The organism is Alterinioella nitratireducens, from assembly GCF_013155465.1.
GTDB lineage: Bacteria > Pseudomonadota > Alphaproteobacteria > Rhodobacterales > Rhodobacteraceae > Alterinioella > Alterinioella nitratireducens.
In genome coordinates this window covers 262580-282800 of the sequence record NZ_JABJVX010000002.1, presented here as the reverse complement: position 1 = coordinate 282800, position 20221 = coordinate 262580, and the positions used below count along the sequence as shown (strand labels likewise).

The 20221-nt window shown below is 65.2% G+C and carries 23 protein-coding genes; 10 read left to right on the top strand and 13 right to left on the bottom strand.

The window, feature by feature from the left end; genetic code table 11:
* The first annotated feature begins 8 nt into the window (after positions 1-8).
* Positions 9-383 (top strand): hypothetical protein, encoded by a 375-nt coding sequence (locus tag HNS34_RS04550; protein ID WP_172318475.1) that lies wholly within the window; start codon positions 9-11, stop codon positions 381-383.
* A 68-nt stretch (positions 384-451) separates the two neighbouring features.
* Positions 452-817, top strand: coding sequence for a cupin domain-containing protein (locus HNS34_RS04545; RefSeq protein ID WP_172318473.1), 366 nt, complete (start codon positions 452-454; stop codon positions 815-817).
* Between the two features lie 17 nt (positions 818-834).
* Here the strand turns inward: HNS34_RS04545 and HNS34_RS04540 are convergent, their stop codons facing one another.
* Both HNS34_RS04540 and pip read right to left on the bottom strand, forming a co-directional pair.
* A complete protein-coding gene (locus tag HNS34_RS04540; protein ID WP_172318471.1) occupies positions 835-1461 on the bottom strand; it encodes an NYN domain-containing protein in 627 nt (208 codons plus the stop codon).
* A gap of 167 nt (positions 1462-1628) precedes the next feature.
* Entirely contained in the window at positions 1629-2615 is a 987-nt protein-coding gene (gene pip / locus HNS34_RS04535; RefSeq protein ID WP_172318469.1) for a prolyl aminopeptidase, read from the bottom strand.
* A gap of 71 nt (positions 2616-2686) precedes the next feature.
* On the opposite strand from pip, the gene ubiG reads away from it, so the two are divergent.
* Entirely contained in the window at positions 2687-3430 is a 744-nt protein-coding gene (gene ubiG / locus HNS34_RS04530; protein ID WP_172318467.1) for a bifunctional 2-polyprenyl-6-hydroxyphenol methylase/3-demethylubiquinol 3-O-methyltransferase UbiG, read from the top strand.
* 3 nt (positions 3431-3433) lie between these two features.
* Here the strand turns inward: ubiG and HNS34_RS04525 are convergent, their stop codons facing one another.
* The 4 genes from HNS34_RS04525 to HNS34_RS04510 are packed head-to-tail and all read right to left on the bottom strand — an operon-like array spanning position 3434 to position 5737.
* Positions 3434-3883: a MarR family winged helix-turn-helix transcriptional regulator gene (locus HNS34_RS04525; RefSeq protein ID WP_172318465.1), complete on the bottom strand. Its 450-nt coding sequence runs from the start codon at positions 3881-3883 to the stop codon at positions 3434-3436.
* On the bottom strand, positions 3880-4713 hold the full coding sequence (locus HNS34_RS04520; RefSeq protein WP_172318463.1) for a carbon-nitrogen hydrolase family protein: 834 nt from the start codon (positions 4711-4713) through the stop codon (positions 3880-3882). The genes HNS34_RS04525 and HNS34_RS04520 overlap by 4 nt, the downstream gene beginning before the upstream one ends.
* 4 nt (positions 4714-4717) lie before the next feature.
* Positions 4718-4975, bottom strand: coding sequence for a glutaredoxin 3 (grxC, locus tag HNS34_RS04515; RefSeq protein ID WP_172318461.1), 258 nt, complete (start codon positions 4973-4975; stop codon positions 4718-4720).
* A 39-nt stretch (positions 4976-5014) separates the two neighbouring features.
* Positions 5015-5737, bottom strand: coding sequence for a ComF family protein (locus HNS34_RS04510; protein WP_172318459.1), 723 nt, complete (start codon positions 5735-5737; stop codon positions 5015-5017).
* A gap of 24 nt (positions 5738-5761) precedes the next feature.
* On the opposite strand from HNS34_RS04510, the gene HNS34_RS04505 reads away from it, so the two are divergent.
* Positions 5762-6628, top strand: a complete 867-nt coding sequence (locus HNS34_RS04505; RefSeq protein ID WP_172318457.1) for a methyltransferase domain-containing protein — start codon at positions 5762-5764, stop codon at positions 6626-6628.
* Positions 6625-7662 (top strand): ferrochelatase, encoded by a 1038-nt coding sequence (hemH, locus tag HNS34_RS04500; RefSeq protein WP_172318455.1) that lies wholly within the window; start codon positions 6625-6627, stop codon positions 7660-7662. Before HNS34_RS04505 ends, hemH begins: the two co-directional genes overlap by 4 nt.
* A 6-nt stretch (positions 7663-7668) precedes the next feature.
* On the opposite strand, the gene HNS34_RS20895 is transcribed toward hemH, so the two are convergent.
* The 4 genes from HNS34_RS20895 to HNS34_RS04485 form a co-directional block, all read right to left on the bottom strand.
* A complete protein-coding gene (locus tag HNS34_RS20895) occupies positions 7669-7797 on the bottom strand; it encodes a hypothetical protein (RefSeq protein WP_328700462.1) in 129 nt (42 codons plus the stop codon).
* A 92-nt stretch (positions 7798-7889) separates the two neighbouring features.
* Positions 7890-8288, bottom strand: coding sequence for an 8-oxo-dGTP diphosphatase MutT (gene mutT, locus HNS34_RS04495; protein WP_172318453.1), 399 nt, complete (start codon positions 8286-8288; stop codon positions 7890-7892).
* Complete coding sequence (gene argJ, locus HNS34_RS04490; protein WP_172318451.1) at positions 8285-9643, bottom strand: bifunctional glutamate N-acetyltransferase/amino-acid acetyltransferase ArgJ; 1359 nt, start codon at positions 9641-9643, stop codon at positions 8285-8287. The genes mutT and argJ overlap by 4 nt, the downstream gene beginning before the upstream one ends.
* 22 nt (positions 9644-9665) lie before the next feature.
* Positions 9666-10499: a peptidylprolyl isomerase gene (locus tag HNS34_RS04485; RefSeq protein WP_172318449.1), complete on the bottom strand. Its 834-nt coding sequence runs from the start codon at positions 10497-10499 to the stop codon at positions 9666-9668.
* Between the two features lie 217 nt (positions 10500-10716).
* On the opposite strand from HNS34_RS04485, the gene secA reads away from it, so the two are divergent.
* The 3 genes from secA (at position 10717) to HNS34_RS04470 (ending at position 16153) form a co-directional block, all read left to right on the top strand.
* Positions 10717-13416, top strand: a complete 2700-nt coding sequence (gene secA / locus HNS34_RS04480; protein ID WP_172318447.1) for a preprotein translocase subunit SecA — start codon at positions 10717-10719, stop codon at positions 13414-13416.
* A gap of 130 nt (positions 13417-13546) precedes the next feature.
* On the top strand, positions 13547-14569 hold the full coding sequence (locus HNS34_RS04475; RefSeq protein WP_172318445.1) for a hypothetical protein: 1023 nt from the start codon (positions 13547-13549) through the stop codon (positions 14567-14569).
* A gap of 51 nt (positions 14570-14620) precedes the next feature.
* The gene (locus tag HNS34_RS04470) at positions 14621-16153 is read left to right on the top strand and encodes a phosphate ABC transporter substrate-binding/OmpA family protein (protein ID WP_235952617.1); all 1533 of its coding nucleotides are present in this window, start codon (positions 14621-14623) and stop codon (positions 16151-16153) included.
* 84 nt (positions 16154-16237) lie between these two features.
* Here HNS34_RS04470 and radC read toward each other — a convergent pair whose 3' ends face one another.
* The 3 genes from radC to map form a co-directional block, all read right to left on the bottom strand.
* The gene (gene radC, locus HNS34_RS04465; protein ID WP_172318441.1) at positions 16238-17008 is read right to left on the bottom strand and encodes a RadC family protein; all 771 of its coding nucleotides are present in this window, start codon (positions 17006-17008) and stop codon (positions 16238-16240) included.
* Positions 17009-17146: 138 nt separating this feature from the next.
* Positions 17147-17818, bottom strand: a complete 672-nt coding sequence (locus HNS34_RS04460) for a hypothetical protein (protein ID WP_172318439.1) — start codon at positions 17816-17818, stop codon at positions 17147-17149.
* A gap of 1 nt (position 17819) precedes the next feature.
* Positions 17820-18632, bottom strand: a complete 813-nt coding sequence (map, locus tag HNS34_RS04455; protein ID WP_172318437.1) for a type I methionyl aminopeptidase — start codon at positions 18630-18632, stop codon at positions 17820-17822.
* A gap of 137 nt (positions 18633-18769) precedes the next feature.
* Here map and HNS34_RS04450 point away from each other — a divergent pair, with 137 nt between their 5' ends.
* Entirely contained in the window at positions 18770-19498 is a 729-nt protein-coding gene (locus HNS34_RS04450) for a competence/damage-inducible protein A (RefSeq protein WP_172318435.1), read from the top strand.
* On the top strand, positions 19495-20220 hold the full coding sequence (locus tag HNS34_RS04445; protein ID WP_172318434.1) for a GNAT family N-acetyltransferase: 726 nt from the start codon (positions 19495-19497) through the stop codon (positions 20218-20220). The genes HNS34_RS04450 and HNS34_RS04445 overlap by 4 nt, the downstream gene beginning before the upstream one ends.
* Position 20221 lies beyond the last annotated feature (1 nt).

Genomic DNA, 20221 nt, shown 5'->3' with positions numbered 1-20221 from the left:
GTCGGTTCATGCGCCTTGCCCTTGTCCTCTTCTTCCTCCTCGCCAGCCCCGCCTTTGCGCAGGAATGGTTCATGCGCGCGGGCGATGTGCTGTTCTCGGAGGTGGAGCTTTCGGACCGGCTGCGGGGCAACACGATCACTTTCCATGACGGCGGCGAGGCACGGTTCTTCGAGGATGAGAGCTACAGCTACACCTATGCCAATGGCGGCGGCACGGCCCAGGGGCAATACAAGGTGAACGATGACAGCACGGTCTGCATCGACTTTGCCAACGGGTTCTCGCGCTGCGATCTCTACGTGCTGAACGGTGAGCGGCTGGTGATGGCGACCGAGGATGGCGTGCGGTTCCCGATCCGGGACGTGACGCCGGGGGTGTCCGATTAGCGAAGATTTCCTTGGCCATACCCCCGCCCCATGCAACCATGCGCGACCGGACAGCGGGAGGGCGCGCCATGAAGATCAATCATCTCTATGCGGATGCAAGCGGCGAAAGCCACTGGCGCGATGAAGAGGTCAAGCTACAAGAACGCAGCTTTGCCCCGCCCGCCCGCGACATCCATATCTCGGCGCTTCTGCCCGCTACCGGGCTGGTGTTCCTGCGGCTGAACGCGGGGTGGGATGAGCCGATCCACCCGACGCCGCGGTCACAGACGCTGCTCTGCCTCGCCGGTGCGGTGCGCGTCACCGCCAGCGACGGCGAAGCGCGTGAGATCGGCCCCGGCAATATCTGGCGCATGGACGATACAGCCGGCAAGGGCCACCACACCGCCGTGATCAGCGCCGAGGATTTCGAGGCGGCGGTGGTGCAGTTGGGGTGAGGTGCCGACCGGTTCTGTCAGTCCCAGGTGAGCGGTTTGGCAATCTTGCGACCGCCCCGCCCGATCACCGGGTCGGGAAACTGGCAGCGGCGCAGAATCGAGGGGTTGGCGTGTTTGATAAAGTTCGAGACCTCGCGGTGGCGCTTGCCGGGTCGTGAATCCTCAAGCCAAATCAAGCCCACTGTTTTGCCAAGTTGCTTGTTCACCATTCTCAGTGGCTCACACAAGTCGGTGTCTTGGGAAACGACAAACGCGGTATCGAACCTGCCCAGATGAGCATCATTGACAAGATGCGCGGCAAGATTGACGTCAGAGCCCTTTTCCTCGGTGTCGTGAACTTCCACATATCTTGCCGAATCCCGCACCAGGGGTCGCATCTTCGTCTTGGCTAGGAATCGACCCTTGTGAATCGTGAGGCTTGGAATGGTTCGGAGCGCTCTCAGATAGGCTTCCTGCCGGGTCTTAGCTTCGGCATTTCCATCTCTTGAGCTGATATCGGCAGTAAAATACTTGATTGAGACGAGGCTTTCATCATCACGAACGAATTCCCGCGCCAAGGCGGAGAGATCGAGCCACTTGAATGGCGTCTTCTTCAAGCCCCTGTAGTAGAGATTGAACCCATCAACATATACCGCAACCTTCATCAATGCCCTCAACATGTTGTGGCATTGGAATACAGCAAGAGCCGCAAGGGCGCAAACCCTACACGGCTCTTGAACTAGCAGACCTGCCGCTAGCCGGTATGCCATCAGATATGGCGATTGACGGAGACCCTGTCAAGAATTCGAGGACTCGGACCATCATAAATCACCTAGATCCCATACCGCCCCCGCGCGGCGCCCACATCCTTCATCACGCGGACCAGTTCGGCGCTGATGCCGGGTTCGGACAGGGCGTGGCCCGCCGCGCGAACGATGTGCAGTTTGCCCGCGGTCCAGCCCTGCGACAGCTCATAGGCCGAGCGCGGCGGGCAGATCATGTCGTAGCGGCCCTGCACGATGACGCCGGGGATATGGGCGATGCGGGGCAGGTCACGCAGGATCTGGCCTTCCTCGACGAAGCCCTTGTTGGTGAAATAATGGTTCTCCAACCGGGCGAAGGCGCGGGCGTAATCTGCCGGGGCCTCGCCCGCGCGGCCATCGCTGGAGACCGAGGCCAGCACGTTTTCCCAGGCGGCCCAGGCGCGGGCGAACCGGGCCTCGAGCATCTTGTCGCCGGAAAAGAGCCGCCGGTTATAGGCCGCGATCAGGTCGCCATGCTCGGCCTCGGGGACCAGCGATTTGAAGCGCTGCCATTGTTCGGGCCAGAAATGCCCCGCCCCGCCGCCATAGAACCAGTCAAGCTCGCGCTGCATCGACAGGAAGACGCCGCGCAGGGCAAGGAAGGCGACCGCGCCCGGGTGGGTCTCGGCATAGATCAGCGACAGAGTGGCCCCCCAGGAGCCGCCGAAGACGGCCCATTTTTCGATGTCCAACGCGGCGCGAATACGCTCGATATCGGCGACCAGGTGCCAGGTGGTGTTGTTCTCGATCTCGGCATGGGGGCGCGAGCGTCCGCAGCCGCGCTGATCGAACAGGATCACGCGCCACTGGGCGGGGTCGAAATAGCGCCGCATTGCCGGGCTGCACCCGCCGCCGGGGCCGCCATGCAAGATCACGACCGGTGCGCCTTCGGGGTTGCCGCATTGCTCGACATAGATCTGGTGGCCGTCGCCCACGTCCAGCATCCGGGCGTCAAACGGCTCCGTCGGCGGAAACAGATAGGCGCCTGCGCGCTTTTGGCCGGAGAATTTGTCCATGACGATCCTATATAGACCTTGTGACGGCAGGCCCATGCCCGTCACAGTGCCAAGACGCCGGAGGAATGTCCATGAACAGCGCCACCAATACCGTGGATGACGCAGAGATCGCCAAATTCGAGGCGATGGCCGCCGAATGGTGGGATCCGAAAGGCAAGTTTGCGCCGCTGCACATGATGAACCCGGTGCGGCTGGATTACATCACGGCGCAGATCGCCGCCGAATACGGGCGTGATCTGACCCGCGAGGCCCCGTTTGCGGGGCTGCGCATCCTCGATATCGGGTGTGGCGGCGGGCTCTTGTCGGAACCGATGGCGCGGCTTGGGGCGCGCGTGGTGGGGGCCGACGCGGCCGCGCGCAATATTCCGGTGGCGCAGGTCCATGCCGAGCATTCGGGGCTGGAGATCGACTATCGCCACACCACCGCCGAAGCCATGGCCGAGGCGGGCGAGCAGTTCGACGTGGTGCTGAACATGGAGGTGGTAGAGCATGTGGCCGACCCGCTGGCCTATCTGACCGCCTGTCGCCAGCTTCTGAAACCCGGCGGGCTGATGATCTGCTCGACCATCAACCGCAACGCCAAGAGCTTTGCCATGGCCATTGTCGGGGCGGAATATGTCATGCGCTGGCTGCCCAAGGGCACGCATGACTGGCAGAAATTCATCACGCCCGAGGAGTTGTTCAAGCTGATCGAGGGGGCGGGGCTGGACCCGGTGGACCGCAAGGGCTTCGTCTTCAACCCGATCGCGTGGAGCTGGCGGGTCTCGGACCGGGATCTGAGCGTGAATTACGTGACGGCGTCGGTGAAGCGGTAGGGCTCAACCCTCGTTCGCGGCCTCAAGCTCACGCCGCAATTCGCGGATCACCGGCAGGGCCGAACGAACACGGTCGGCGCCGATCTCCTGCACCACGCGGCTGAGGATCGGGGCAATGGATTGCAAGGCGGCATCGCGCGCGGACCGGCCCGAGGGGCTGATCGCGACGAATTTGCGCCGGGCATCGTCCCAGTCGGGGCGGATATGGACATGGCCCGCAAGCTCCAGCTTGGCCAGCGTATTGCTCATCGCGCCGCGGGTGACGTGAAACACCTGCGCCAGTTGCGCCGGACTGCGTTCGGCACTGCTGCGCGCAAGGTGGTTCAGGACCGAGAAATGGCTCAGCTCCATCCCCTTGGGCAGGGCCTTGCTCAGCCGCGCGCGGGCCAGTTGATCGGCCATGAACATCTCGGAGAAGAGGGCGACCGCGAGCGGGTCATCGGCGTTTGTCATGGGGCCAGACTATAGCCGCGATCGTGGGTAAGGGAAGGGACACGCGCGCGCGCCTTCTCCACCTCTCCCATGTCCAGGTCGACGATGTGCAGGCCGGGCTCCTTGCCCGCATCCAGCAGCACTTCGCCCCAAGGGGCCACGGCAAGGCTGTGGCCATGGGTTTCGCGCGCCTTGCCCTTCCGCGCGCTGTGCTGGCCGGTCTGTGCCGGGGCCAGGACGAAGCATCCGGTTTCGATGGCGCGGGCACGCAGGAGGCTTTCCCAATGCGCCGCCCCGGTGACGGGGGAAAACGCGGCAGGCGCGGTCAGGATCTGCGCGCCGGCCTGCGCGAGGTCGCGGTAGAGATAGGCGAACCGCATGTCATAGCAGACGGTCAGGCCGAGTTTGGCAAAGGGTGTGTCGGCAATGACGGCGCGATCACCCGGGCGGTAGCCTTCGGACTCGCGGTAGGTCTCGCCCTCATCCACGTTGACGTCGAACATGTGGATCTTGTCATACCAGGCTTTGATCTCGCCGGTGTCGGAAATGACGAAGGACCGGTTGGCAAAGCGCCCGTCCGCATCCTCGGTCTTCAACGCCAGCGACCCGATCAGCAGCCACAGCCCCCGATCCGCCGCCGCCTGCCTGAGCGCGGCAAGCGTCGGGTCATCGTCTTGCAGGTGCAGCACCTCGCGCTGGTGGCTGCGGCTGGTCGAGAGGCAGTTTGTCACTTCGGGCGTCAGCAGCATATCCGCCCCCGCCGCGCGGGCATTGGTCATGGCGGCAAGCACCGTGGCCAGGTTCTCCTCGGGCCGGTCGGAGGAGGTCATTTGCAGGATCGCGGCGCGCATCAGGTCACGCCTGCAACATCGGGTCCAGCTTGCCGGCGCGGTCCAGCGCGGCGAGGTCGTCATAGCCGCCGACATGCGAGTCGCCGACGAAGATTTGCGGCACGGTGTGGCGGCCATTGGCGCGGGCGAGCATCTCCTGCCGCTTGTCGGGCGTGCGGGCCACGTCATACTCGGCGAAGCTGACGCCCTTGTCGGTCAGAAGACGCTTGGCGGCGTGGCAATATCCGCAAAGCGGCGAGGTATAGATTTCAACGGATGGCATGTGAGGTCGGTCCCGGTCCTGTCTTACAATGGGTCCTAATTAGGCATCCTTGGCCACGCGCGCCAGTGCTATCACGTCAACGTTTTCCGCGCCCGCGTCAAAGGCGGCCTGCGTCGCGGCGGCGAAGGTCGCGCCCGAGGTCATCACGTCATCGACCAGCAGCACATTGCGCCCGGCCAGGATATGCGCCCGCCTGGGGTTGGGCTGGATCGCGTCGCGGATATTGGCAAAGCGGGCCTCACGGTCCCTGCCATCCTGGCTGCCGGTGGCGCGCACCCGTTTCAGCGCGTCGGGCGCAAAGAAGCCCTGCGTCTGGTTGGCCAGCGCCTGCGCCAGCAGCGCAGACTGATTGAAGCGCCGCCGAAAGAGACGCCACCAATGCAGCGGCACCGGCACGATCACGGTATCCTCGGTGATGAGGGGGGCCGCGGCACGGGCGAGCCAGGGACCGGCGGCGCGCGCGACATCCGCCCGGTCGCCGTGCTTCAGCGCCAGCACCAGCCTGCGCCCGTTGCCCGCGTAAACCATAACCGCGCGCCCCCTGGACCAGGGGCGCGCGATGGTCATGCAATCGTCGCAACGCAACCCCTCCTCGGGGTCGGTGCCGGGCAAGGGGGTGCCGCAGGCATCGCAGGCGGCCCCGGTGACAAAGGGGGTATCGGCCCAACAGGTGGCGCAGAGGCCAAAGCCGGTTTCGACCGCCGCACCGCAGGAAATGCAATCCGGCGGATAAATCGCATCAACAGCCGTTTGCATTTTCATTGCGTCCCCCTAGGTTGCAGCGCGATGCAAGACGATCCCGCCAAAGACCGCCCCTCCTTCGTGGACCAGGCCGCCCTGACCCGCCAGCGCACCCGCGCGCGGCTGGACCGGGCCGGGTTCCTGCATGACGAGGCGCGCCTTGAACTTCAGGAAAGACTGCTCGACGTTAACAGATCGTTTACACATCCCGCCATCGTGACACCTTTTTGCGATACGTGGGCGGATTTTCTGCCAGATGCGCGCGTGGTGCCGGATGCAGCGGTGCTGGATCTCGACCCCGGCGCGCATGACCTGGTTATCCACACGATGGGGCTGCATTGGGCCGACGACCCGGTGGGCCAGATCGTGCAATGCCGCCGGGCGCTGCAACCTGACGGGTTGTTCATCGGCGTCATGCTCGGCGGTGACAGCTTGCAGGAGCTGCGCCTGTCGCTGGCGCAGGCCGAGGCCGAGGTGATGGGCGGCCTCTCGCCCCGCGTCGCCCCGATGGGCGAGATCCGCGATCTTGGCGGGCTGCTCGGTCGTGCCGGTCTGTCGCTGCCCGTGGCCGACCGGCTGCCGCGCGACGTGAGTTACCAGACGATGTTTCACCTCATTCGCGACCTGCGCGACATGGGCGAGACCAATGCCCTGACCGCGCGTCACCGGGCGATACCGCCGCGTGCCTTCTTCCCCCGCGCGGCGCAGATCTATGCCGACAATCACGGCACAGGCGAGGGGCGCATCAAGGCCAGGTTCGAGCTGGTCTTCCTGACCGGATGGGCGCCGCATGACAGCCAGCAAAAGCCGCTGCGCCCCGGATCGGCCGCCGCCCGTCTGGCCGAGGCGCTTGAGACCACCGAATTCAACGAGGCCGCGAAGCCCGTCCCGCCGAGGAAAGACGACACATGACAGCCCTGCCCCACGCCCCCGCCGATCATCCGCCCGTCAAGTTCGGCAAGATCGGCATCCTTCTGGCCAATCTCGGCACGCCGGACCATTACAGCTACTGGCCGATGCGGCGCTACCTGAACGAGTTCCTCTCGGATCAGCGCGTCATCGACTATCCGAAATGGAAATGGCAGCCGCTGTTGCAGCTGATCATCCTGTCGAAGCGCCCCTTCACCTCGGGCGCGGCCTACAAGTCGATCTGGAACCACGACAAGGGCGAAAGCCCGCTGATGACAATCACCAGGGATCAGACCGCGAAGATGGCCGAGGTGATGCAGGCCCGCCATGGCGACAAGGTGATGGTCGATTTCTGCATGCGCTATGGCAACCCGTCGACGGACTCGAAGGTCCGCGCGATGGTCGCGGCGGGCTGTGACCGCATCCTTTTTGTGCCCCTCTATCCGCAATATGCGGGCGCGACCTCGGCCACGGCGAATGACCAGTTCTTTCGCGCGTTGATGGCGGAGGCGTGGCAACCCGCCGCGCGCACCCTGCCCGCCTATTACGACCACCCCGCCTATATCGACGCGCTGGCGGGTTCAGTCGAGCGTGCCTATGCGGGGATGGAGACGCGCCCGGATGTGCTGGTCGCCTCGTATCACGGGATGCCGGAACGCTACCTGATGCAGGGCGATCCCTATCACTGCCAATGCCAGAAGGTAACACGGCTGCTGCGCGAGAAACTGGGATGGGACAAGAACAGCATCGTCACCAGTTTCCAGTCGAAATTCGGGCCGGAGGAATGGCTGAAACCCTACACGGTCGAGGAGGTCGCGCGGCTGGCCGAGGCGGGCAAGAAACGCATCGCCGTGATTGCGCCCGCGTTTTCCGCCGATTGCATCGAGACGCTGGAAGAGATCAACGAGGAGATCCGCGATGCCTTCATCGAGGCGGGCGGCGAGGGTTTCACCTATATCCCCTGCCTCAATGATGACGACGCCCATATCGCCGCGCTGGCGCAGGTGATCGACGAGAACCTTGGTGGGTGGGTCTAGGGCTGTTCAGGCCGCGACCGGGCGGCCCTGAAACTGGCGTTCGCCAACCCGCACGACGATATGGCCATTGGCCAGCTTGCGGACAAAGATGCCCTGAACGGACACGCATGAGCCGAGAAGTATGGTCTTGAGCACGTAGAAATCCCCCGAATTCTTTGGCTTGCGAAAATAGTTAGACGAGTTTTCCGAAAAATCTCCAAGAAAGGGTTAAATTCCTCGAAAAACCTCTACAGCCAGTCGCGCAGGATCGGGATCAGCGGCAGGTCGGCAGGCGGCATCGGGTAGTCGCGCAAGCGGTTCGGACGCGCCCATGCGAGGGTCTGCCCCTCCCGGCCCGTCACGATGCCTTGCCACTTGCGGCAGGCGAAGAGCGGCATCAGCAGGTGGAAATCCTCGTAGCTGTGGCTGGCGAAGGTCAGGGGCGCCAGGCAGCTTTCCCAGGTCTCGATCCCCAGTTCCTCGTGCAGTTCCCGGATCAAGGCGGCCTCGGGCGTTTCACCCGGTTCGACCTTGCCGCCCGGAAATTCCCACAGGCCGGCCATGGATTTGCCCTCGGGCCGCTGCGCCAGCAGGACGCGGCCATCGGGGTCGATCAGTGCCGCCGCCGACACCAGAATGGTTTTCACGACCGGTAATCCGCGTTGATGGTGATGTATTGATGCGTCAGGTCACAAGTCCAGACCGTGGCTTGCCCGTGACCGAGGCCCATATCGACCGCGATCAGAAGCTCCTCGCGGCGCATGTACTCCGCCCCCGCTTCCTCGGTGTAGCTTTCGGCGACCCATCCCTTTTCCGCGACCAGGATGTTGCCGAAGCGGATATTCAGCAGGTCGCGGTCAGCCGCGGCACCCGATTTGCCAACGGCCATGACGATCCGGCCCCAGTTCGGGTCTTCACCGGCAATGGCGGTCTTGACCAGCGGGCTGTCGGCAATGGCGCGGGCGACCTTCTCGGCATCCGCGTCATGCGCGGCCCCGGTCACGCGCACCTCGACCAGTTTCGTCGCCCCTTCCCCATCGCGCACGATCTGCAGGGCGAGGTCTTTCAGGACGCCATGCAGCGCCTCGGCGAAGGCCACGCCGGTATCGCCGGAGGCCGAGATGATCGGGTCATTGCCCGCGCGCCCCGTGGCACCGACCATCACCGTGTCGGATGTGGAGGTATCGCTATCGACCGTGACCGCGTTGAAGCTGGTCCTGACGCCCGCGCGCAGCATGTCCTGCAAGACCGGCTGCGCAATCGCGGCGTCGGTGAAGATATAGGCCAGCATCGTGGCCATATCCGGCGCGATCATGCCCGAGCCCTTGGCAAAGCCGCCGATGCGCACGGGTGTGCCGTCCAGATCGACCTCGGCCCATGCCCCCTTGGCAAACGTATCCGTCGTCATGATCGCGCGCGCGGCACCGGGCCAGCCATCGGGGACCAACCCGTCCTTGAGCGCGGCCATCGCGTCGGTGATCTTCTCGGGGGCAAGCGGCTGGCCGATCACCCCGGTCGAGGCGGAGAACACGTGCCCCTTGGGCAGGTCCATCAGCGTCGCCAGCCCGCCCGTGACGGCATCGACCGTCGCCTGGCCCGCATGGCCGGTGAAGGCGTTGGAATTGCCCGCGTTGACGATGATGGCAAAGCCCTCTTCCGGCACGGGTGCCAGCGCGGCCAGCTTGGCTTCGCAATCCAGCACCGGCGCGGAGCGGGTCGAGGAGCGGGTGAACACCCCCGCGATCACCGATCCCGGCGCCAGTTCGGCCAGCATCACATCCGGGCGGTCCTTGTATTTCACACCCGCCGCGAAGGAAGACAGGCGCAAGCCGTCAAGCGGCGGGATGACCGGGAAGCCATCCCTGGGGGCCAGCGGCGATACCGCTGGTCCCGATGTCTTGGCGGGGGCCGTGTTGCGCGCCTGTTTCAGCTTTTTCTTCAGCTTCCGCAGGCGCTTTTTCAGCTTGGCGTTCTCAGCCGCCAGATCGTCCGACTGTGCCATATTGGCCCCCTATATGTGACGATCAGTTGCCGATCAGCGCGGAATCACGGATCAGCGCGGGGTCGATCTCCAGCTCGGGGCGGTCGATCTCGGCATTCTCGGAGAGATCCTCGATATAGGCATCGACGCGCGCCACGCGCAGGCCCTCGACCAGATCGGCGCGCACTTGGTCAAGCGCAGGGGCGTCCTGTTCACGGGTTTCGTTCAGCTTCACGACATGCCAGCCAAATTGCGTCTCGACCGGGGCGGAAATCTCGCCGACCTCCAGTTCGAACACGGCTTCCTCGAAGCTCGGTACCATCATGCCGGGGCTGAACCAGCCAAGCTGACCGCCATTGGGGCCCGAGGGGCCGGTGGAATTCTGCTGCGCCAGTTCGGCGAAATCGGCACCGCCTTCGAGTTCCTCGATCAGCGACTGCGCCTCTTCCTCGGTTTCGACCAGGATATGCGAGGCGTTGTATTCGGTCGCGGGCGCGGCGTCGCCATATTGCGCGTCGTATTCGGCCTGCACGTCTTCCTCGGCCACATCGGCATTGCCGACCGCGTCCAGCGCCATCGCGGCCAGGTAGGCGCGGCGTTCGTTCTCAAGCCCGATCTGCATCGCCTGGCTCATGTCCTCGGCAACGGCGGACGCGACGACCTCCTGCTGGACAAGCTGTTCCAGGATCGCGTCAAGCAGCACGTCATCGGGCAGGGCCTGATACTGCTCGGGCAGTTGCGACCGCGCCACGATGACATGGCCCAGCGTGATGTCGCTGCCATTCACGGTGGCCAGCACCGTATCGGCATCCTGGGCCATGGCGGGCGTGATCATCAGGGTGGCAAGCGCCACACCGGCGAGAAACTTTCTGGTCATCGATGGAACATCCTTCGTTGGTTGGGCCGGGGCGGTCCCCCGGCTGCGTTGACACATTTCCGGCAGCCCCTTATGTCCCTTTCGGGTTCGGCATCGGGCTTAGCCTTACTTGGGGGTCGTTTTAGACTGCCGCAACCGGCCGAACAACCCGATGCCAACAGGAACGGTCCCATGCGCCCGCATCCGGGGCGCAATTCAGCGGAAGGCGATAGAAAAAATGCTTGGGTTAGGAACACTCACGAAAAAGGTCTTCGGCACACCGAATGACCGCAAGGTCAAAGCCGCCCGTCCGATCATCGAAAAGATCAACGCGCTGGAGCCCGAGTTCGAGAAGCTCTCGGATACCGAGATCGTCGCCAAGACCGCCGACCTGCGCCTGCGCGCCCAGAATGGCGAAGCGCTGGACGATCTCCTGCCCGAAGCCTTTGCCAATTGCCGCGAGGCCGCGCGGCGTGCTTTGGGCCTGCGCGCCTTCGACGTGCAGTTGATGGGCGGGGTCTTCATGCACCAGGGCAATATCGCCGAGATGAAGACCGGCGAGGGCAAGACCCTTGTCGCCACCTTCCCCGCCTATCTCAACGCGCTGTCCGGCAAGGGCGTGCATGTCGTGACCGTCAACGACTACCTGGCCAAGCGTGACGCCGAATGGATGAGCAAGGTCTACACCGCGCTTGGCCTGTCCACCGGCGTCGTCTATCCGCGCCAGCCCGATGCCGAGAAACGCGACGCCTATGCCGCCGACATCACCTATGCCACCAATAACGAGCTTGGGTTTGATTATCTGCGCGACAACATGCGGCCCACGCTGAAAGACATGGCACAGCGCGGACATAATTTCGCGATTGTCGATGAGGTCGACTCGATCCTGATCGACGAGGCGCGCACGCCGCTGATCATCTCGGGCCCCGCCGATGACCGCTCGGACCTCTATATCTCGATGAACGAGGTCATCCCGCATGTGCAGGAAGGCCATTTTACCCTGGACGAAAAGACCCGCGCAGTGACCTTCACCGACGAGGGCAACGAGTTCATGGAGGAAAAGCTGCACGAGGTCGGCATCCTGCCCGAGGAGCAGAGCCTCTATGACCCCGAGTCGACGACAATCGTCCACCACGCCACCAACGCGCTGCGCGCCCACAAGGTCTTTACCCGCGACAAGGATTACATCGTGCGCGATGGCGAAGTCGTGCTGATCGACGAATTCACCGGCCGGATGATGCCGGGCCGCCGCCTCAGCGACGGTCTGCACCAGGCGATCGAGGCCAAGGAAGGCGCGAATATCCAGCCCGAGAACGTGACGCTGGCCTCTGTGACCTTCCAGAACTATTTCCGCCTCTATGACAAGCTGTCCGGCATGACCGGCACCGCCGCCACCGAGGCCGAGGAATTCGCCTCGATCTACGGGCTTGGCGTGGTCGAGATCCCCACCAACCAGCCGATTGCGCGGGTAGACGAGGATGACCGCGTCTACCGCACCGGCACCGAGAAATACGCCGCCATTGTCGAGGAAATCCGCGAAGCCCACGAAAAGGGCCAGCCGGTCCTGGTCGGCACCACCTCGATCGAGAAATCCGAGATGCTCAGCCAATTGCTGACCAAGGCCAAGCTCAAGCATAACGTGCTGAACGCGCGCCAGCATGAGCAGGAGGCGCAGATCATCGCCGATGCCGGCAAACTGGGCGCGGTGACCATCGCCACCAACATGGCCGGGCGCGGCACCGACATCAAACTGGGCGGCAATGTCGATTTCCAGATCATGGAGGCCATCGCCGCAGACCCCGACGCCAACCCCGACGAGATTCGCGCGCGGATCATCGAGGAACACGCCGCCGATGAACAGGCGGTGAAGGAGGCGGGCGGTCTTTACGTTCTGGCCACCGAACGCCACGAAAGCCGCCGCATCGACAACCAGTTGCGCGGCCGCTCGGGCCGTCAGGGCGACCCCGGCCGCTCCTCCTTCTTCCTCAGCCTCGAAGATGACCTGATGCGCATTTTCGGCTCGGAACGGCTGGACAAGATGCTGTCGACCCTGGGCATGGAGGAAGGCGAGGCCATCGTTCACCCCTGGGTCAACAAATCGCTGGAACGCGCCCAGGCCAAGGTCGAGGGGCGCAACTTCGACATCCGCAAGCAACTGCTCAAGTTCGACGACGTGATGAACGACCAGCGCAAGGTGATCTTCGGCCAGCGGCTGGAGATCATGGCCGCCGAGGATATCAACGATGTGGCCGAGGACATGCGCCACCAGGTCGTCGATGACATGATCGAAACCTACATGCCGCCCCGCTCCTACGCCGATCAGTGGGACACGGACGGGCTGCACGAGGCGGTCAAGCAGGCGTTGTCGCTGGACCTGCCCATCGGCGAATGGGCCGAGGAGGAAGGCGTCGACGATGACGATATCCGCGAACGCATCATCAAGGCGTCGGATGCGTTCATGGCCAAGAAGGCGGTGGATTTCGGGCCCGAGAACATGCGCCAGATCGAAAAGCAGCTTCTCTTGCAGACCATCGACGCGAAATGGCGCGAACACCTGGTGACGCTGGAACACCTGCGCTCGGTCGTGGGCTTCCGTGGCTATGCGCAGCGCGATCCGCTGAACGAATACAAGACCGAGAGCTTCCAGCTCTTCGAGGGGATGCTGGACAGCCTGCGCGCCGATGTGACCGAGAAACTTTCCCGCATCCAGCCGATGACGCCGGAACAGCAGGCCGAGGTCATGCGCCAGATGAAGGAACGCCAGGCCGCCGCCCAGGCCGCAGCCGAGGCGACGCCGACACCGGGTTCCGCCCCCGATGACCAGGCCGCCGGGTTCGACGAGAACGACCCCGCGACCTGGGGCAATCCGGGCCGCAACGACCCCTGCCCCTGCGGCTCGGGCAAGAAGTTCAAGCATTGCCACGGGCGGCTGGCCTGACACCGGATCGGGCGATGCGCGGGGGCCACAGCCTGCGCGCATTTCCCCCGGATTACCACCAAGGCTCCGTATTCTCGCCCCAATTGAACGCGATTGTTTCCGGGAAATCGACCCGCCCGGAGGCATGTCCATGATCAGCAAACCCAAAGCAGCGATTGCCCTCACCGTGGGCCTCGGCATTGTCGGCAGCGCCGCGCTCTACATGCAGGCCGGGGGCTCTGCCGAGACGCCCGCGCCCCGGGTTGCCGCGATCACGCCCGTCGCCCCTGCCGCGCCCGAGCCCATGCCGGTGGCGCTGGACGCCGAGGCCGTGACCACGGAGACAGCCCCCACGCCGGTCCCGATCATCGCGCCGATGAACGCGCCCGTCGCGCCCACCCTGCCGATGCCCGGTGCCGCCCGGCCCGAGCGTCTGGCCCAGGCCGACGCGCCCGAGATCGTGACCGATCAGGCGCTCAGCCCCTTCGGCCTGCCCTGCGGCCTGACCGTCACCACCGAGGCCCGCCCCGGCGCCATGGTGGCCCTCGACATCATGGACCCGTGCCAGGGCAATGCCCGTGTCGTGGTGGAACATTCCGGCCTGAACCTGACCGGCCAGACCGACGTGATGGGCATCCTCACGATGGACATCCCGGCCTTTGAAAGCCCCGCCTTCTTTACCGTGCGCATGCCCGACGGGGCCTCGGCCTCGGCGCTGGCGGGCCTGCCCGATATCGGCGATTACACCCGCGTCGGCCTGCAATGGAACGAGGATCGCGCGCTGGAGCTTCACGCGATGGAGTTCGGCGCGACCTATGGCGATCCCGGCCATATCTGGCGCGAGAACCCCGGCACACCCGCCCGCGCGGAGGCGGGCGAAGGCGGCTTCCTGACCCGCCTCGGCACCACCGATGTGGACGCGCCAATGCTGGCCGAGATCTACACTTTCCCGCGCGATACGCTGAACGGCGACGGCACCGTGCGCCTCTCGATCGAGGCCGAAGTGACCGAGGCCAATTGCGGCCAGGACACCCTCGCGCGCACGCTTGAATCGGACGAGGAAGGCGCGGTCGCGGTGATCGAACTGACCTTCACCGTGCCCGGATGCGACGCCGTGGGCGATTATCTGGTGTTGCAAAATCTGTTGCAGGACTTGAGAGTCGCCACCAACTGAGACCTGATCGGCGCTGACACTCCCATGCACTCTTACCTGGGGGCGGCTGTCATGGCCGCCCTTTTGATGTTGAGCACCGCCCTGCCCGCCTCCGCACAGGATGTGGCCCTGCGCAGCCATGACGGAAGCGTCGAACTCTCCGGCACGCTGATCGGGTTCGACGGGGAATATTACCGCGTCGACAGCATCTACGGGCCGCTGACCGTCAGCGCCCAGGGTGTGACCTGCCGTGGCCCCGGCTGCCCCGACCTGGAAAACTACGTCGCCGAGATCCGCTTTGCCGGAGCCTCCGCGATCACCGATCAGCTGTTCCCGGCCCTCGTCGCCCGCTTTGCAGCCAGCCGCGACCTGACCCTGCGGCGGCAGGTGCTGGATGCCGACCGCTCGGTGTTCTCGCTGATCCGCGAGGATGCGCAGGTCGCGGCGCGGTTCCATGTCACCGGGACCAGCACCGATGAGGGGCTGGCGGCCCTTCTGGCGCGCGAGACCGACATCGCGCTGGCCACGCGCCAGCCCGACGAAACCGAGGCCGCCGCCGCCCGCGCCGCCGATCAGGGCGACATCTCGATGGTCGCGCGCAGCCGGATCATCGGGCTGGACGCGCTGGTGCCGCTGGTGGCACCCGGCAACCCGGTGGACGCGCTGTCGCTGGAGGATCTGGCGGGGATCTTCGCGGGCGAGGTGACCAATTGGCAGGACATGGACGGCCCCGACGCGCCCATCGCGCTGCACCTTCTGGAGCCCTCGACCGGCCACGCGCAGGATGTGGAGACCCGCATCCTCGCCCCGTTCGACCGCCAGCCCGCGGCCACGATCATCCGCCATGCCAGCACGGCGGCGCTTGCCGATGCGGTCGCCGCCGACCCCTTCGCCATCGGGATCGGCAGCTATTCCGAGATCGGCAATGCGCGCCTTGTGCCCCTGCGCGGGGTCTGCGGTTTCATCCAGCACGCCACGCCCGACAGCCTGAAATCCGAGGATTACCCCCTGACGGCGCCCTTGTTCGTCTACCTGCCCGTCCGCCGGATGCCGCAGCTTGGCCGCGAGTTCCTGGCCTTTTTCGAAAGCCAGGACGCCGACCGGGTGATCCGCCGCCTTGGCTTCGTCAACCAGGCGATCACCGCACAACCCCTGCGGGAACAAGGCGAGAGGCTGGCCAACGCGGTGGCAGCGGCGGGCGAGGAGGTCGATCTTGAGGATTTGCAGGAGATGGTCGCCGCCATGGCCGGGGCCGAGCGCCTGTCGCCCACCTTCCGCTTCGGCGATGGCACGGCCGAGCTGGACGCCCAATCGCTCAGCGCCGTCGCACGGCTGTCCCGCGCCATCGAACGCGGGGTCTATGACGGGCGAGACCTGGTCTTCGTCGGGTTTTCCGACAGTCAGGGCAACGCGGGCGCGAACCTGCGGCTGGCGCGCGGACGCGCCGAGGCGGTGCGGCTGGCGGTGATGGCGGCGGCCTCGGATGGTGATCTCAACCGCATCCGGTTGCGCGTCGAGGCTTTCGGCGAGGCGCTGCCGATGGCCTGTGACGACACCGCCGCAGGGCGCGCGGTGAACCGCCGGGTGGAGGTCTGGCTGCGGTGATCGGCGTCTCGATGGGTTTGGCCGGGCGGCACCGCGCTCGGTCGACCGAGCGCGTTCGCGGCCCGTGGGCGGGCCGCATCCCCCTTACAGATAGCCCGCGCTTCGGAAACTCAACTCGCTCGCCTTGCCGATGATCAGGTGGTCATGGATCACGATCCCCAACACCTCCGCCGCGTCGCGGATCGCGTAGGTCATCGAGATGTCGCTTTCCGACGGCGTCGGGTCACCCGACGGGTGGTTGTGGATCAGGATGATCGCCGAGGCGTTCAACTCCAGCGCCCGTTTCACCACCTCGCGCGGATAGACCGGGACGTGATCGACCGTGCCCCGGCTTTGCTGCTCATCCGCGATCAGCACGTTCTTGCGATCGAGGAACAGCACCCGGAACTGCTCGATATCGCCATGCGCCATGGCGGTCTGGCAATATTCCAGCAGGCTGTCCCAGGAGGACAGGACCGGTTTCCGGATGATCTTGGCGCGGGCCATGCGGTGGCCCACGGCCTCCATCAGTTTCAGCTCGAACACCACCGCATCGCCGACGCCCTCGACATCGCGCAGCCGCGCGGGCGGGGCGGCGAGGACATGGTTGAGGTCGCCGAACCGCTTGATCAGCCGCTTCGCCAGCGGCTTGGTATCGCCCCGGCGGATCGCGCGATAGAGCACCATTTCCAGCAATTCGTAATCCGGCACCGCCTGCGCGCCGCCCTCCGTAAAGCGCTGGCGCAGCCGGACGCGGTGGTTCTTGCGGTGGTCTTCCACCAATTCCGCACCGGGGTCGCGCGGCCCGGTCGCGGGGGTGGCAAGATCGAACCCCGGCAGGGGCGCTTCGCAGAATCGGTCAAGGGCACGGGTCATGCCCGCCAGACTGCCGCGCAAAGGTTAACGCAGAGTTAGGGACCTTTCGGAAAGGACTGCATCACTGAACGCTGCCTGAAATCGTGGATTTCAACGCGTTCAGTGATCATGCAACTTTCAGGTATTCCGAAAAGTTCATCAGGGATACACCCAGGAATCGAGCAGCCGCCCGGTCAGCGTCGCGGCCAGCGTATCGCCGTCCTCGACCGGCACGAGGTCCAGGTTGATGTTCGATATGGTGACGTAGCTTTCCGGCTGATCGGGGTGCAGCATCGCGGTCAGGCGCAGCAGCATCGGGCCGATCGCGGGGTCGGTATAGGTTGCGATCAGATGCACGCCCGTCACGTCGCCAAAGTCGATCTGCTCGACGGCCAGCATCCGCGGCTCCTCGAACCCCTCCACGGCGCGCGGGTAAAGCTGCTCCTGCAAGACCTGCGCGGCGATGGCGACGCGGGTGCGCAGGGGATCCTCCGCCTCCTCGGCCATCGGGATGGAGACGGTCACGACCTGGATGTTCTCCAGGAACTGGCGCGGCTCGGTGTCGGTGGCGAAGGTGAATTTCACGAAAGCCCCGCCATCGGGCTGACCATCGGCGATCAGCGCCACATCGCCGCGCTCGGGCACCGAGACCGAGAACGGCACCGGCACCTCGATGCCGAAGCGCTCGGTATAGCGGGCGTCGAAATGGAAATCCTGCGCGCGGTAGGCGCCTTCGAACTCGAACAGGTTGAACTCGACGCTTGCCTCTTGCGCGGATGCGGCCCCGGCCAGCGCTAGCGCGCCGGCGGTCAGGATGGATCGCAGGATCATGTCAAACCTCATATGTCGGGTGGAATTTGCCGCCCGGCGACAGGGTGAAGATCTCGTACCCCTCCGCCGTCACGCCGATGGAATGCTCGAACTGCGCGCTCAGGCTCTTGTCGCGGGTCACGGCGGTCCAGTCATCGGCCAGCACCTTGGTCTCGGCCCGGCCCAGGTTGACCATCGGCTCGATGGTGAAGAACATGCCTTCCTCCAGCTTCGGCCCCTGCCCCGGCCGCCCGTAATGCAGCACGTTGGGCGGGGCGTGAAACACCTGCCCCAACCCATGCCCGCAGAAATCGCGCACCACCGACATGCGCTGGCTTTCCACGAAGCTCTGGATCGCGTGGCCGATATCGCCGAAGGTGTTGCCGGGCTTGACCGCCTCGATCCCCTTCATCAGCGCGTCATGGGTGATCTGCACCAGCCGTTCGGCCTTGCGCGGGATCCGGCCCGCGACATACATGCGGGATGTATCGCCGAACCAGCCATCGACGATCACGGTCACGTCGATATTCAGGATATCGCCCTCCTTCAGTACCTTGTCGCCCGGTATCCCGTGGCAGACGACATGGTTCACGCTGATGCAACTGGCGTGCTGATAGCCCTTGTAGCCGATCGTGGCCGATTTGGCCCCGGCCTCGGTCACCAGCCGCTCGATCTCGGCATCTATCGCGCCGGTGGTGGCACCGGGCACGACATGGCCCGCGATATCGTCAAGGATGCGGGCGGCCAAGGCCCCTGCCTTGTGCATGCCTGCGAAATCCTCGGGTCCATGAATGCGGATGCCGTCGCGGGTGAGCCGGCCTTTGAAATCGTCCAATGATCTTCTCCACCTCGGGGGTCGGCCCCTAGATAGGCCAAGCGGCGGTCAGTTTCCAGTGATGGAAATCGCGCGTGTCTCTGGCCCTGCGCCGCGCGGCAAGCTAGGATTCCCGCGAAACAGAGGGACAGAGGCGCATGGCAAATCCAACCGCGGCGATGCTGGTGATCGGGGACGAGATCCTTTCGGGCCGCACCAGGGACAGCAACACCAACCACCTGGCGCAGGAGTTGACCAGCCACGGCATCACTTTGGCCGAGGTGCGCATGGTCCCCGACAATATCGCCGTCATCATCGACGCCGTTCGCGCCCTCAGCACCGCCTATGACCATGTCTTCACCTCGGGCGGGATCGGCCCGACGCATGACGACATCACAGCCGATGCGATCGCCGAGGCGTTCGGCGTGGGCCTCGACGTGCGCGACGATGCCCGCGAATTGATGCAGGCGCATTACGACCGCGCGGGGATGGAGTTCAACGCAGCCCGGATGCGCATGGCCCGTATTCCCGACGGGGCGACGCTGATCGAGAACCCGGTTTCCGTCGCGCCGGGCTTCACGGTTGAAAACGTGCATGTCATGGCCGGGGTGCCTGCCGTGTTCGAGGCGATGGTCGCCTCCATCGTGCCGACGCTGGCCAGCGGCGAACAGGTGCTCAGCCAGAGCCTGCGCGTCCTGCGCGGCGAGGGTGACATCGCGGGGCCGTTGGGCGAAGTGGCAAAGGCACATCCCGAAGTCTCCATCGGATCGTATCCCTTCACCCGCGACGGGGTTTTCGGCTCCAACATCGTGGTGCGCTCGACCGATGGCGCGGCGGTCGATGCCGTGATCACCGAGCTTGCGCGGCTTTTCCACGTCCGCAGATGAGCCTGCGCGAAACCGCCCTTTTCGACGCCATCGAGGCCACCTGGCCCGCCGCCGCGCTGCACAGTCACGGTCCTTGGCTGGTGCGCGAGGGGCGTGGCGGGGGCAAGCGGGTGTCTTCTGTCAGTGCCGTGCGGGATTGGGAGCCGGATGACATTCCCGCCGCCGAGGCCGCGCTGGCCAAACTGGGGCAGGAGCCGCTCTTTCAACTGCGCCATGGCGAGGCTGCACTGGACGCCGAGCTTGCCGCGCGCGGCTACGACGTGATCGACCCGGTCGATGTGCTGACCTGCCCGGTCTCCACCCTCACCGCCGATCTGGGGCGGCTCGACACCATCCCCTCCTGGCCGCCGCTTGCCGTGCAGGCCGAGATCTGGGCGTCGGGCGGCATCGGCCCCGCGCGACTTGCGGTGATGGAGCGCGCCACCGGCCCCAAGACCGCGCTGATGGGCCGCCACCGCGACCGCCCCATCGCAACCGGTTTCATCGCCTGTCACGGCCCCATCGCCATGCTGCACGCGCTGGAGGTCGTGCCCGAGGCCCGCCGCCAAGGCATCGCCCGCAAGATGATGCAGGGTGCCGCCAACTGGGCCGCGCGTCAGAATGCGCGGGAAATTGCCGTTCTGGTCGTTCGGACCAACGAGGCGGCGCAATCGCTCTACAGGTCTCTGGGAATGTCGCCCGAAAGCCACTATTTCTACCGCATCAAGAAAGGCCACGCCTGAT

Coding starts and splice junctions, on each gene's coding strand:
- HNS34_RS04550 (WP_172318475.1), top strand. CDS start 9: ATGCGCCTTGCCCTTGTCCTCTTCTTCCTCCTCGCCAGCCCCGCCTTT.
- HNS34_RS04545 (WP_172318473.1), top strand. CDS start 452: ATGAAGATCAATCATCTCTATGCGGATGCAAGCGGCGAAAGCCACTGG.
- HNS34_RS04540 (WP_172318471.1), bottom strand. CDS start 1,461: ATGAAGGTTGCGGTATATGTTGATGGGTTCAATCTCTACTACAGGGGC.
- pip (WP_172318469.1), bottom strand. CDS start 2,615: ATGGACAAATTCTCCGGCCAAAAGCGCGCAGGCGCCTATCTGTTTCCG.
- ubiG (WP_172318467.1), top strand. CDS start 2,687: ATGAACAGCGCCACCAATACCGTGGATGACGCAGAGATCGCCAAATTC.
- HNS34_RS04525 (WP_172318465.1), bottom strand. CDS start 3,883: ATGACAAACGCCGATGACCCGCTCGCGGTCGCCCTCTTCTCCGAGATG.
- HNS34_RS04520 (WP_172318463.1), bottom strand. CDS start 4,713: ATGCGCGCCGCGATCCTGCAAATGACCTCCTCCGACCGGCCCGAGGAG.
- grxC (WP_172318461.1), bottom strand. CDS start 4,975: ATGCCATCCGTTGAAATCTATACCTCGCCGCTTTGCGGATATTGCCAC.
- HNS34_RS04510 (WP_172318459.1), bottom strand. CDS start 5,737: ATGAAAATGCAAACGGCTGTTGATGCGATTTATCCGCCGGATTGCATT.
- HNS34_RS04505 (WP_172318457.1), top strand. CDS start 5,762: ATGCAAGACGATCCCGCCAAAGACCGCCCCTCCTTCGTGGACCAGGCC.
- hemH (WP_172318455.1), top strand. CDS start 6,625: ATGACAGCCCTGCCCCACGCCCCCGCCGATCATCCGCCCGTCAAGTTC.
- argJ (WP_172318451.1), bottom strand. CDS start 9,643: ATGGCACAGTCGGACGATCTGGCGGCTGAGAACGCCAAGCTGAAAAAG.
- HNS34_RS04485 (WP_172318449.1), bottom strand. CDS start 10,499: ATGACCAGAAAGTTTCTCGCCGGTGTGGCGCTTGCCACCCTGATGATC.
- secA (WP_172318447.1), top strand. CDS start 10,717: ATGCTTGGGTTAGGAACACTCACGAAAAAGGTCTTCGGCACACCGAAT.
- HNS34_RS04475 (WP_172318445.1), top strand. CDS start 13,547: ATGATCAGCAAACCCAAAGCAGCGATTGCCCTCACCGTGGGCCTCGGC.
- HNS34_RS04470 (WP_235952617.1), top strand. CDS start 14,621: ATGGCCGCCCTTTTGATGTTGAGCACCGCCCTGCCCGCCTCCGCACAG.
- radC (WP_172318441.1), bottom strand. CDS start 17,008: ATGACCCGTGCCCTTGACCGATTCTGCGAAGCGCCCCTGCCGGGGTTC.
- HNS34_RS04460 (WP_172318439.1), bottom strand. CDS start 17,818: ATGATCCTGCGATCCATCCTGACCGCCGGCGCGCTAGCGCTGGCCGGG.
- HNS34_RS04450 (WP_172318435.1), top strand. CDS start 18,770: ATGGCAAATCCAACCGCGGCGATGCTGGTGATCGGGGACGAGATCCTT.
- HNS34_RS04445 (WP_172318434.1), top strand. CDS start 19,495: ATGAGCCTGCGCGAAACCGCCCTTTTCGACGCCATCGAGGCCACCTGG.